This is a genomic window from Mesorhizobium sp. M1396 (assembly GCF_040317725.1).
Taxonomy (GTDB): Bacteria; Pseudomonadota; Alphaproteobacteria; order Rhizobiales; family Rhizobiaceae; genus Mesorhizobium.
Genome location: NZ_JAMYLA010000009.1, coordinates 141,275 through 153,721, shown reverse-complemented (window position 1 = coordinate 153,721; position 12,447 = coordinate 141,275). Strand labels below are relative to the sequence as shown.

General features: G+C 63.0%; 10 protein-coding genes. 8 read left to right on the top strand and 2 right to left on the bottom strand.

What is annotated here, in order from left to right:
- Positions 1–81: 81 nt before the first annotated feature.
- Complete coding sequence (locus tag NKH02_RS08355) at positions 82–459, bottom strand: COG4315 family predicted lipoprotein (protein WP_352877836.1); 378 nt, start codon at positions 457–459, stop codon at positions 82–84.
- A gap of 185 nt (positions 460–644) precedes the next feature.
- Between NKH02_RS08355 and NKH02_RS08350 the strand changes: the two genes are divergently transcribed.
- From NKH02_RS08350 to NKH02_RS08325, 6 genes are all read left to right on the top strand, one after another.
- A complete protein-coding gene (locus NKH02_RS08350) occupies positions 645–1,391 on the top strand; it encodes a cytochrome c biogenesis CcdA family protein (protein WP_352877835.1) in 747 nt (248 codons plus the stop codon).
- Between the two features lie 145 nt (positions 1,392–1,536).
- Positions 1,537–2,895, top strand: coding sequence for a bifunctional UDP-N-acetylglucosamine diphosphorylase/glucosamine-1-phosphate N-acetyltransferase GlmU (gene glmU / locus NKH02_RS08345; RefSeq protein WP_352877832.1), 1,359 nt, complete (start codon positions 1,537–1,539; stop codon positions 2,893–2,895).
- A 175-nt stretch (positions 2,896–3,070) separates the two neighbouring features.
- Complete coding sequence (gene glmS / locus NKH02_RS08340) at positions 3,071–4,894, top strand: glutamine--fructose-6-phosphate transaminase (isomerizing) (RefSeq protein ID WP_352877830.1); 1,824 nt, start codon at positions 3,071–3,073, stop codon at positions 4,892–4,894.
- Between the two features lie 118 nt (positions 4,895–5,012).
- Positions 5,013–5,294: a type II toxin-antitoxin system RelE/ParE family toxin gene (locus tag NKH02_RS08335; RefSeq protein WP_352870850.1), complete on the top strand. Its 282-nt coding sequence runs from the start codon at positions 5,013–5,015 to the stop codon at positions 5,292–5,294.
- 37 nt (positions 5,295–5,331) lie between these two features.
- Positions 5,332–5,631 (top strand): HigA family addiction module antitoxin, encoded by a 300-nt coding sequence (locus NKH02_RS08330; RefSeq protein ID WP_352870851.1) that lies wholly within the window; start codon positions 5,332–5,334, stop codon positions 5,629–5,631.
- Positions 5,632–5,711: 80 nt separating this feature from the next.
- Positions 5,712–6,467 (top strand): DUF502 domain-containing protein, encoded by a 756-nt coding sequence (locus tag NKH02_RS08325; protein ID WP_352870853.1) that lies wholly within the window; start codon positions 5,712–5,714, stop codon positions 6,465–6,467.
- Here NKH02_RS08325 and recG read toward each other — a convergent pair.
- Positions 6,419–8,527, bottom strand: a complete 2,109-nt coding sequence (gene recG / locus NKH02_RS08320) for an ATP-dependent DNA helicase RecG (protein WP_352870855.1) — start codon at positions 8,525–8,527, stop codon at positions 6,419–6,421. The two genes, NKH02_RS08325 and recG, sit on opposite strands and share 49 nt — an antisense overlap.
- 95 nt (positions 8,528–8,622) lie before the next feature.
- Between recG and NKH02_RS08315 the strand changes: the two genes are divergently transcribed.
- Positions 8,623–8,910 carry a succinate dehydrogenase assembly factor 2 gene (locus tag NKH02_RS08315; protein WP_352870856.1) on the top strand — a complete coding sequence of 96 codons (288 nt, stop codon included), beginning with the start codon at positions 8,623–8,625 and terminating at the stop codon, positions 8,908–8,910.
- A 28-nt stretch (positions 8,911–8,938) separates the two neighbouring features.
- Positions 8,939–12,439, top strand: a complete 3,501-nt coding sequence (gene mfd, locus NKH02_RS08310; protein ID WP_352877828.1) for a transcription-repair coupling factor — start codon at positions 8,939–8,941, stop codon at positions 12,437–12,439.
- Positions 12,440–12,447: the final 8 nt, after the last annotated feature.

The window sequence follows — 12,447 nt, the reverse complement described above, 5'->3', positions numbered from 1 at the left end:
CCGACAAAACCGACCAGAGCTTCAACGCCATCATCCATCTCGCCGCCGCCGTGATAAACTCCAGATGAATCTCAACAGGCCCTAGTCGGCCTTGACGATATGCCAGACCTCGCCGACACCATCTCCGGTCACATCGCCTGGTTTCTTGTCCTTGATGAAGGTATAGACCGGTTTGCCGTCATAGGCCCACATCTTGGTGCCGTCGGTGCGGTCGACAACGCTCCATTCGTCGTCCGGCTTGGCGCCGGCTTCGGCTTTCAGCGGCGGCCAATTGGTGGCGCATTTGTCGTAGCAGTTGGTCTTGCCCTTCTCGTCCTTGTCATAGGTATAAAGCGTCATGCCGTTGGCGTCGGTGTAGATCTTGGTGCCATTGACCTCGGCTTCCTTCCACGCGTCGGCGGCGAAGGATGCGGCGGTGCTGAACAAAAGCGCTGCCAGCCCAACGGTTATGGTTCTCATGGAAATCTCCTTGACTGATATCTGGAGACGCGCGGGAAATCGCGGCCTCACCGCATCAACGCCCGCGCGTCGTCGTTTCTTCCCCGGCAAGTGCGTTCGGCAAGGGATGATCTTGCCAACACAATGGTGATTGGTGGACAAGGCTGCGCGCCGCTATATCAGCCACGGCACTGGAGTTCTTGGAAATGGCATTGGACATCGGCTATGTCAGCGCGGTCGGGGCGGGAGCGATCTCGTTCCTGTCGCCTTGCGTGCTGCCGCTGGTGCCGCCCTATCTCTGCTATATGGCCGGCGTCTCGGTCGACGATTTCCGCGGCAATGCGGGTGCGACGGCGCGCGAAGGCGCGCGCGGTGCGCTGCTCTATTCCTCGATCGCCTTCGTGCTAGGCTTCTCGACCGTCTTTGTCGCGCTGGGCGCCGGCGCCTCGACCATCGGCCGGCTGCTGCGGGTCTGGCAGGAGCAACTGGCGATGGGCGCCGGTGTGCTGATCATCCTGATGGGCCTGAACTTCCTCGGCATTTTGCGCATCCCGCTGTTGTCGCGCGAGGCGCGCTTCCAGGCGCAGGGCAAGCCGGCAAGCGCGGTCGCCGCCTATGTCATGGGGCTGGCTTTCGCGTTCGGCTGGACACCGTGCATCGGCCCCGTGCTGGGGCCGATCCTGACGCTGGCCGGCGGCCGCGAGACGGTGGGCGAGGGCGCGCTCCTGCTTGCCGCCTATTCGCTCGGCCTGGGCATCCCGTTCCTTATCGCGGCGCTGTTTTCCGGCGCCTTCATGCGCTTCCTTGGCAAATTCCGCGTCCATCTCGGCCGCGTCGAAAAGGCGATCGGCGCGCTGCTGGTCGTCGCCGGCGTGTTTTTCCTCACCGGTGGCGTGCAGACCGTGTCCTACTGGCTGCTGGAGAATTTCCCGGTGCTGGGGCGGTTGGGGTAGGCACCCGACACTAGATCTGCACTCTGGACCCACTGATTAAGAGTCAGCTGCACCACCATCTCACCGGAATTTAACCGCATTGGTGCAGCATGGCGCCACTGCTATCGTGTCTTGATTCCCAACCCTTTCATATGGTTGTCCTTTCATGAGCCAGAGATCCTGCCTGTCCGTCATCCTCGCCGCCGGCGAAGGCACGCGCATGAAGAGCGTGCTGCCGAAGGTGCTGCACCAGATTGCCGGGCTGCCGATGGTCGCCCATGTGGTGAAGGCTGCCGAGGCCGCAGGCGCCGGCAGCCAGGCGCTGGTGATTGGCCATGGCGCGGAAGAGATGCGCAAGGCGGCGGCAAAATTTGCTCCGAAAGCCGAGACCTTCGTGCAGGAAAAGCGCCTTGGCACCGCTCATGCGGTATTGGCCGCGCGCGATGCAATATCAAAGGGTTATGACGATATCCTTGTGATGTTTGGCGACACGCCGCTGATCGACGCGGATGCGCTGACGGTGGCGCGGCTGAAACTGGCGGAAGGTGCTGCCGTCGTCGTGATCGGTTTCCGTCCGCCCAATCCGACCGGCTATGGCAGGCTGATCGAAAAAGACGGCAAGTTGGTCGCAATCCGCGAGGAGAAGGATTGCTCCGAGGAGGAGAAGAAAATCACGTTCTGCAATGCCGGCATGATGGCGGTGGCCGGCGCGCATGCTCTGAAGCTGCTCGACGCGGTCGGCAACAAGAATGCCAAGGGCGAGTACTACCTCACCGACATTGTCGAGATCGCCGGCGCGCGGAGACTCGACGTCGTTGCCACCGAAGCCAGCTTCGAGAGCGCGCTCGGCATCAACAACCGCGCCGAACTGGCGCAAGCCGAGGGCATCTGGCAGGCGCGCCGCCGCCATGAGGCAATGCTGTCGGGCGTAACGCTGATTGCGCCGGAGACCGTGTATTTCTCGCACGACACCGAAATCGGCGCCGACACGATCGTAGAGCCCAATGTCTGGTTTGGCCCAGGCGTGAAAATCGCCGGCGGCGCCAAGATCCATGCCTTCAGCCACATCGATGGCGCCACCATTGCAGCGAATTGCGATGTCGGGCCGTTCGCGCGGCTGCGGCCGGGTGCCGATCTCAGGCAAAAGGCCAAGGTCGGCAATTTCTGCGAGGTCAAGCAGGCTGTTATCGAGGAGGGCGCCAAGGTCAATCACCTGACCTATATCGGCGATGCGCGGGTCGGCGCGGGCGCCAATATCGGTGCCGGCACCATCACCTGCAATTATGACGGCTATTCGAAATTCTTCACCGACATCGGCGAGGGCGCCTTTGTCGGTTCGAATTCCTCACTGGTGGCGCCTGTCGCCATCGGTAAGGGCGGCTACATCGCTTCAGGCAGCGTCATCACCGAAGACGTACCCGAAGATGCGCTGGCCTTCGGCCGCGCTCGCCAGAAGACAATCCCCGGCAAGGGCAGGGAATTGCGCGAGCGCTTTGCTTCGGCCGCTGCGGCGAAGAAAAAGTAACTCGGCCCGCAAAAAGCCGAACGAATGCAGTAACCGGATTGCAAGAGCGGCCTGTCATGGTGCATCGACAGGAATAAGCGTTCCGTTACACGGGACGAAATGCAATGTGACTTTCGCGGCAGGCCGGCCATCCCTAAATAGCGCTGGTTTTCCATGGGAATCGGGGGCTGTCTGGATGTGCGGTATCGTTGGAATCGTCGGCCACTCGCAGGTTGCGCCGCTCATCGTCGATGCGCTGAAGCGGCTCGAATATCGCGGGTATGACTCGGCCGGCGTTGCCACCATCGACCACGGTGCGCTTGGCCGCCGCCGCGCCGAAGGCAAGCTGGTCAACCTCGAACGCCTGCTGAAAAACGAGCCGCTCGACGGCACGATCGGCATCGGCCACACGCGCTGGGCGACGCATGGCGTGCCCAACGAGACCAATGCGCACCCGCATTTTTCCGATGGCGTCGCCATCGTCCACAACGGCATCATCGAGAATTTCGCCGAACTGCGCGCCGAGCTGATCCGCGACGGCTATTCTTTCTCGTCGCAGACCGACACCGAGGTCGTGGCGCATCTGGTGGCGCGCGAACTCGCCAAGGGGCTGAAGCCGGTTGATGCCGCGCACCAGGCGCTGAAGCGGCTGGAAGGCGCTTTCGCGCTGGCCATCATGTTCAAGGGCGATGAAGACCTGATCGTCGGCGCCCGCAACGGCCCGCCGCTGGCTGTCGGCCATGGCGATGGCGAGATGTTTCTGGGGTCAGACGCCATCGCGCTCGCCCCGTTCACCAATTCGATCACCTATCTGGAAGATGGCGACTGGGCGGTGGTGCGCCGCGACGGCGTCACCATCTTCGACATCGACGGCACAAAGGTCGACCGCAAGCGCCAGCAATCGCTCTCGACAAGCTTCATGGTCGACAAAGGCAACCGCCGCCATTTCATGGAGAAAGAAATCCATGAACAGCCCGAGGTGATCTCGCACACGCTGGCGAATTATCTCGATTTTGTCGGCGGCGTCTCCAAGCCGCTCGACCTGCCTTTCGATTTTGCAGAGATCAACCGGCTGGCGATTTCGGCTTGCGGTACGGCGTATCTCGCCGGCCTGATCGGCAAATACTGGTTCGAGCGCTACGCTCGGCTGCCGGTCGACATCGATGTCGCCTCCGAATTCCGCTACCGCGAAATGCCGCTGTCGAAGAACGATGCCGCCTTCTTCATCTCGCAGTCGGGCGAGACCGCCGACACGCTGGCCTCGCTGCGCTACTGCCGCAAGGCGGGGATGAAGATCGGCGCCGTCGTCAATGTGCGGGAATCGACCATGGCGCGCGAATCCGACGTCGTGCTGCCGACGCTGGCCGGGCCGGAGATCGGCGTCGCCTCGACCAAGGCGTTCACTTGCCAGCTATCGGTGCTGGCATCGCTCGCCGTGCGCGCCGGCGTGGCGCGCGGCACGATTTCGAAGGAGCAGGAAAAGATCTTTGTGCGCGAGCTTTCGGAGGCTCCGCGCTTTGCCAACCAGGTGCTGAAGCTCGATCATCAGATCGAAAAGATCGCACGCGAGCTCGCGCACTACAAGAACGTGCTCTATCTCGGCCGCGACACCAATTTCCCGCTGGCCATGGAAGGCGCGCTAAAACTCAAGGAAATCTCCTACATCCATGCCGAGGGCTATGCCGCGGGCGAACTGAAGCATGGCCCGATCGCGCTGATCGACGAGAACATGCCGGTCATCGTCATCGCGCCACATGACCGCATTTTCGAAAAAACCGTGTCGAACATGCAGGAAGTGGCGGCACGCGGCGGCAAGATCATCCTGATCACCGACAGCAAGGGTGCGGCACTGACGAGCGTCAAGACGATGGAGACGATCGTGCTGCCCGACGTGCCGGAAATCATCTCGCCGATCATCTACGCATTGCCGATCCAGATGCTGGCCTATTTCACCGCCGTGTTCATGGGCACCGACGTCGACCAGCCGCGCAATCTGGCGAAATCGGTGACGGTGGAATAGCTATCGGCAACTCACCATTTGCCACCGATCAACCGGTGGCAAATTTGTATCGGCCGATGATACATTTGCTTGCGTGCCGGTCTGTATCAATGTATGATACAGTCCAGAGGGCGCGTTATTGATCGTTTCGTTCAAAGGCAAGGCGGTCGAAGCGGTTGCCGAAGGGAAGGCGCCAAAAGGCTTTCCGCCAGATTTGGTTGCCCGCGGCGAACGTCGCCTCCGCGCAATTGCCAACGCTGCCCAACTGAATGACCTTCGATCGCCGCCCGGAAATCACCTCGAAGCCCTGGAAGGAAGCCGCGCCGGACAGCATTCAATTCGCATCAACGACCAATGGCGCATCTGCTTCAAATGGACCGCCGCTGGCGCTGAAGACGTGGAGATCGTCGATTACCATTGAGCAGGCATTTGCCCTGAACCCTTGAGGACCCTGAATTATGCTCAAGTTCGCACGTCCAGTTCATCCTGGAGAATTCCTGCGCGAAGAATATCTCGTCCCGCTCGGCATGAGTGCCGGCGCGCTGGCAAAAAATCTCAATCTTCCGCGCACCCGTATCGAGCGCATTGCCAAGGAGGAGATCGGCTTGACCCCCGATACGGCCCTCCGCCTCGCCAGATTTTTCAACACCACACCCGAATTCTGGATGAATTTTCAACAGGCCTATGAGCTTGAAACCGAAGCCAAGAAACTGGCGCCGGAACTCGAGAAAATCGAACCGCTGGACGCGGCGGCATAATCGGCCCTTTAAAAACTTCGTAGTTCCAAAGCGTCTTGCGGTTCACTATGTTGCGCTGCAACCCGCGTTCCCGGTGAACCATGTCCGACGCTCCCAAGACCTCCGGCATGACCCGGCTGAGGAATTATTTCCTCACAGGCTTCGTTGTCTGTGCGCCACTGGCGATCACCGCCTATATCGCCTGGTCGTTCATCGGCTGGGTCGATTCCTGGGTGAAACCCTATATTCCGGTGCGCTACAGTCCGGACTCCTACCTGCCGTTTCCGGTTCCGGGGTTCGGGCTGATCGTGGCGCTGATCCTGATCACGCTGATCGGTTTCCTGACGGCCAACATCGTCGGCCGAGCCATCGTCAATTTCGGCGAACGGCTGCTTGGCCGCATGCCGCTGGTGCGCGGCATCTATGGTTCGCTGAAGCAGATTTTCGAGACCGTGCTGTCCAACAAGGGCGACATGTTCCGCCAGGTCGGGCTGGTCGAATATCCGCGCAAGGGCGTTTGGTCGCTGGTTTTCGTCGCCAGCGAGAAGGAGACCGAGATCAACCAGAAGCTCGATCAGGAAGGCGATCCGCTGATTGCGGTGTTCATGCCCTGTACGCCGAACCCGACCACTGGCTTTCTCATGTACGTGCCGAAGTCGGATATCGTGCTGCTTGACATGACGATCGAGGACGGCGCCAAGCTGATCGTCTCGGCCGGGCTGGTGGCCCCCGAGGTCAAGCCAATGGTCGTCGTGAATGGCGAGCCGATCGAGGGGATGCTTGCCAATCCATCGGTTGCCGCCTTGGCTCAGCCGGCGCGCAGGAGCCGCACGGCCTCGTCGCGTCCGAACAAATAAAGCAGCAGGCGCAGCGCCTCGCCACGCTCGGATTGCAGCTCCGGATCGCGCGACAGGATCAGCCTGGCGTCGTCGCGGGCGGCCTCAAGAAGGTCGGCATGCGCCTCGATGCGCGCCACCTGGAAACCCGGCGTGCCGGACTGGCGGGTGCCCAGCAATTCGCCTTCGCCGCGCAGCTTCAGGTCTTCCTCGGCAATCAGAAACCCGTCTTCGGTCTCGCGCATTACCGACAGCCGGCGTTTTGCGGTCTCGCCGAGCGGGTCCTTGTAAAGCAGCACGCAGGAGGAGGGCTTGTCGCTGCGCCCAACACGCCCGCGCAGCTGGTGCAACTGGGCCAGGCCAAAGCGTTCGGCATGTTCGATGACCATGACGGTGGCGTCCGGTACATCGACGCCGACCTCGATGACCGTGGTGGCGATCAGGATGCGTGTCTCGCCCTGCTTGAAGGCGCGCATCGCCTCGTCCTTGTCGGCGCCCTTCATGCGGCCATGGACGAGGCCGATGCGGTCGCCGAACAGCGGCTTCAGCGAGGCAAAACGGTCCTCGGCCGACATCAGCTTGATCTCTTCGGATTCCTCGACCAGCGGACAGATCCAGTAGATCTTCTGGCCAGCGGCAACGGCGTCGACCATGCGCCCGACCAGTTCATCGAGCCGCTCCAGGGGCAGTGTGACGGTGCGGATCGGCTGGCGGCCGGCCGGCTTTTCCGTCAGCTTCGACACGTCCATGTCGCCGAAAGCGGTCAGTACCAACGTGCGCGGGATCGGTGTGGCCGTCATCACCAGCATGTCTGGCGCATCGCCCTTGGCGGTGATGGCAAGGCGCTGGTGGACACCGAAGCGGTGCTGCTCGTCGATGACGGCAAAGACCAGGTCGTGGAAGGTGACCGTCTCCTGGAACAGCGCGTGGGTGCCGACGATGATGTCGATCGCGCCGCTGGCCAGGCCTGCCAGCGTGTCGGTGCGCTCGCGGCCCTTTTCACGGCCTGTGAGGATAGCGATGCGCAGCCCGACCTTGGCGGCAAGCGGCGCGATGGTCGCCAGGTGCTGACGCGCCAGGATTTCCGTCGGTGCCATCAAGGCGGCCTGGCCGCCGGCCTCGACGGCACGCGCCATGGCCAGCAGCGCCACGACCGTCTTGCCGGAGCCGACATCGCCCTGCAAAAGCCGCAGCATGCGTTCGGGATCGGCGAGGTCGGCATTGATTTCGGCCAGCGCGAACTCCTGGCTTGATGTCAGCGAGTAGGGCAGTGCGGCGCGCAGTTTCTCGACGATGCTGCCGTCGCCGACCAGGGGACGGCCGGACAGGCGACGGACTTTTGCCCGCACCAGCGCCAGCGAAACCTGGCCCGCCAGCAACTCGTCATAGGCCAGGCGCCGCCATGCAGCGCCGTCGACAGAGACGTCGATCGGGTCCGCCGGATTGTGGATACGGGCAAGCGCATCACCAAAGGCCGCAAAGGTGTGCCGGCGCATGAAGGCGCCATCCTGCCATTCGGGAAATTCAGGCACGCGCGCCAGCGCCTGGCCGATTGCCCGGCGCAGCACCTTGCCCGAGAGCCCGGCGGTGAGCGGATAGACCGGTTCGACCAGCGGCAGGTTCTCCGCTTCGCTGGCCAGCGCGATATGGTCGGGGTGGACCATGCTTGGGCGGCCATTGAACCATTCCATGCGGCCCGAGACCACGACATGCTCGCCTTCGGGCATCGCCTTTTCGAGATAGGAAGCATGCGCATGGAAGAAGGTCAGCGCGATCTCGCCGGTGTCGTCATGGGCATAGACCCGGTAGGGCACCGACCTGTTGCCGCGCGGCGGCGGCTGGTGGCGGTCGATGCGCACGTCGAGCGTGACGATCTGGCCTTCGGCGGACCCTGCAATACCCGGACGGCTGCGGCGGTCGATGACGGTGTGCGGCAGCACGAACAGAAGGTCGCCCGCGCGGGCGACGCGATCACCCAGATCGGCCGCGACAACCTTTTCGATCAGGGCGCCAACCTTCGGCCCGACGCCGGCAAGCGAGGTGATCGGGACAAACAGCGGATCGAGGATGGTGGGGCGCATGATGATGTCAGCTTATGTCGTGACGGCTACAGCGCAAGGCTGACAGCACCTTCTATCCACGCTATATGCGCCGCAGCAAGTGAGGATGCGGCACAATGACCGGAACGACGAGATCAAGCGAGGGGCTGGACGCCCACCGCCGCAAGCTTCTGTTTCGCTCCTGGCATCGCGGTATGCGCGAGATGGACCTGATCCTTGGCACTTTCGCCGACGCCGAGATCGGCGCCTTGACCGGCGAGGAAATCGACCAATATGAGAAGCTCCTCGACATTCCCGACACCGAATTCCTGCCCATGGTCACCGGCGAACGCCCGGTCCCGGCGGACATCGATTGTGCCGTCCTGCAAAAGATCCTGGCATTCCGCCACTCCCTGACATTTTGAACAACCACATTCAAAACGACGTGATTTCATGAGCCTCATTCCCACCATCGGTCTGCCGAAAGGCCGCGCCGGCCAGTTTATCGTCGACGGCGTCGCCGACGGCTACGAAGCTTTCGCGCTGGTGCAGGCGGCACTCGAGATCGCGCCCGACAAGCCGGTGCTGTTCGTGGCGCGCGACGGCCAGCGCCTGCCGGCGATCATCGAGGCGCTGTCCTTCGCGGCGCCAGGTCTGCCGATTCTCGAACTACCGGCCTGGGATTGTCTGCCCTACGACCGCGTCTCGCCTGGTTCGGACGCCGCCGCCAAGCGCCTCGATGCGCTGACCGCCATGATCGCGCTGGCGAAAAAGCCGCACCGCGCCGTCATCCTCACCACCGCCAATGCACTGCTGCAGCGGATTCCGCCGGCTGAACTGGTCGAGGCACAGACTTTTCACGCCAGGCCCGGTAACCAGATCGACATGAACGCACTGGTGTCGCGGCTGGAAACATCCGGCTTCGAGCGCGTGCCGACGGTGCGCGGCATCGGCGAATTCGCGGTGCGCGGCGGCATTCTCGACCTGTTTGCTCCCGGCTGGACCGAGGCGCTCAGGCTCGACTTCTTCGGTGACACGCTGGAATCGATTCGTGTCTTCGATGCCGCCACCCAGCGCACCACCGGCCAACGCAAGTCGATGGCGCTGCAAGCGATGAGCGAAGTGGCGCTGACGCCGGAAACTATCAGCCGCTTTCGCCGCTCCTATATCGAAGCTTTTGGCGCACCGCAGCGCGACGACGGGCTCTATGCGGCGGTCAGTGAAGGACGACGCTTCGCCGGCATGGAGCACTGGCTGCCGTTCTTCTACGAGCGGTTGGAGACGGTGTTCGACTATCTCACCGATACACCTGTCGTCTTCGATCACCTGGCGCATGAGGCACTGGCCGAACGCCACACGCTGATCCTCGATCACTACGAGGCGCGCAAGAAGCAGGCCGATAGTGCCTTGAAGGACGCCGTGCCCTACAAGCCGGTGCCGCCGGATCTGCTTTATCTTTCGCCGGAAAACCTGATCGCCTCGCTCGGGCCGCGCGAAGCGATCGATTTCACGCCGTTCGATGCGCCCGATGCCGGCGCGAAAAAGGCCTTTCACGCCGGTTCGCGGCACGGCCGCAGATTCGTCGAGGAACGCGCCGACCCGAACGTCAATGTCTTTGATGTCGTCGTCAAACACATCGCCGACGAGCGCGCGGCGCGCCGCCGCGTCGTCATCGCCGGCTGGACAGAAGGCTCACTCGACCGGCTTGGCCAGATCCTTGGCGAGCACCACCTCGGCAACCTCAAGCAGGTCGCGACGCTGGCGGAAGCCGAAAAGCTTGAGCCGGGGCAGGCGGCTCTCGCCGTGCTGCCGCTCGAATCCGGCTTCGAGACCGAAAAACTGGTTGTCGTCGCCGAACAGGACATTCTCGGCGACCGGCTGATCCGGCGCTCGAAGCGCAAGAAGCGTCCGTCGGACTTCATCGCCGAGGCCTCGGCGCTGTCGGCGGGCGACATCGTCGTCCATGCCGACCACGGCATTGGCCGCTTCATCGGCCTGCGCACCATCGAAGCGGTCGGCGCGCCGCATGACTGCCTGGAAATCCACTATGCCGGCGATGACCGGCTGTTCCTGCCGGTCGAGAATATCGAGCTTCTTTCGCGCTATGGCTCGGATTCGGCCGAAGCGACGCTGGACAAGCTCGGCGGCGGAGCCTGGCAGTCGCGCAAGGCGCGGCTGAAGAAACGCCTGCTCGACATGGCCGGGCAATTGATCCGCATCGCCGCCGAACGGCAGATGCGCGCCGCACCGGCGCTGGTGCCGGCCGAAGGCCTCTATGGCGAGTTCGCCGCCCGCTTCCCGTATGAGGAGACCGACGATCAGCAGACGGCGATCGACTCCGTGCGCGACGATCTTGGCGCCGGCAAGCCGATGGACCGGCTGATCTGCGGCGATGTCGGCTTCGGCAAGACCGAGGTCGCGTTGCGGGCCGCCTTCATCGCGGCGATGGAAGGATTTCAGGTGGCGGTGGTGGTGCCGACGACACTGTTGTCGCGCCAGCATTTCAAGACGTTTTCGCAGCGTTTCTCAGGCCTGCCGATCCGCGTTGCCCAGGCCTCGCGTCTGGTCGGTGCCAAGGAGCTGGCGGAAACGAAGAAGGGCATTGCCGAGGGCCAGGTCGACATCGTCATCGGCACCCATGCGCTGCTTGGGTCCGCGATCTCGTTCAAGAGTCTTGGGCTGCTGATCATCGACGAGGAGCAGCACTTTGGCGTCAAGCACAAGGAACGGCTGAAGGACCTGAAAACCGATGTGCACGTGCTGACGCTGTCGGCGACGCCGATCCCGCGTACGCTGCAACTGGCGCTGACCGGGGTGCGCGAGCTGTCGCTGATCGCCACGCCGCCGGTCGACCGCCTGGCGGTGCGCACCTTCATCTCGCCCTTCGATCCGCTGGTGATCCGCGAGACGCTGCTTCGCGAACGTTATCGCGGCGGGCATTCCTTCTATGTCGTTCCGCGCATCAGCGATCTGGCGGAAATCCATGATTTCCTGAGAGAATCCGTGCCTGAATTGAAAGTTGCGGTGGCCCATGGCCAGATGCCGCCGGGCGAACTCGACGACATCATGAATGCCTTCTACGACGGCCAGTACGACGTGCTGCTGTCGACCACCATCGTCGAATCCGGCCTCGACATCCCAACCGCCAACACGCTGATCATCCATCGCGCCGACATGTTCGGCCTGTCGCAGCTCTACCAATTGCGCGGGCGCGTCGGGCGTTCGAAGGTGCGCGCCTATGCGCTGTTCACGCTGCCGGCCAACCGCAAGCTGACCGACACCGCCGAGCGCCGGCTAAAAGTGCTGCAATCGCTCGACACGCTGGGCGCCGGCTTCCAACTGGCCAGCCACGACCTCGACATCAGAGGCGCGGGCAATCTTCTGGGCGAAGAGCAGTCCGGCCACATCAAGGAGGTCGGCTTCGAACTCTACCAGCAGATGCTGGAAGAAGCCGTCGCCGAGGTGAAGGATTCCGGCGAGGTTCAGGATGGCGGCTGGTCGCCGCAGATCGCCGTCGGCACGGCGGTGATGATCCCGGAAAGCTATGTTCCGGACCTGCAGCTCAGGCTGGCGCTCTATCGCCGTCTCGGCGATCTCGAAAACACCGAGGAGATCGATGCTTTCGGCGCCGAGCTGATCGACCGCTTCGGCCCGCTGCCCGAGGAGGTCAAGCATCTCCTCAAGATCGTCTTCATCAAGGCGCTCTGCCGCAAGGCCAATGTCGAGAAGCTCGACGCCGGCCCGAAGGGCGTCGTCATCCATTTCCGCAAGCGTGAATTCTCCAACCCGGTCGGGCTGGTCCGGTTCATCGGCGAGCAGGGCTCGCTGGCCAAGATCCGGCCGGACCACAGCGTCGTGTTCGTGCGCGACTGGCCAACGGCCGAGAAGCGGCTGGCGGGCTCCGCGGTCGTTATGACGCAACTGGCGCGGCTGGTGGAGAAGGCGGCGGCGTAGGGCAGGGG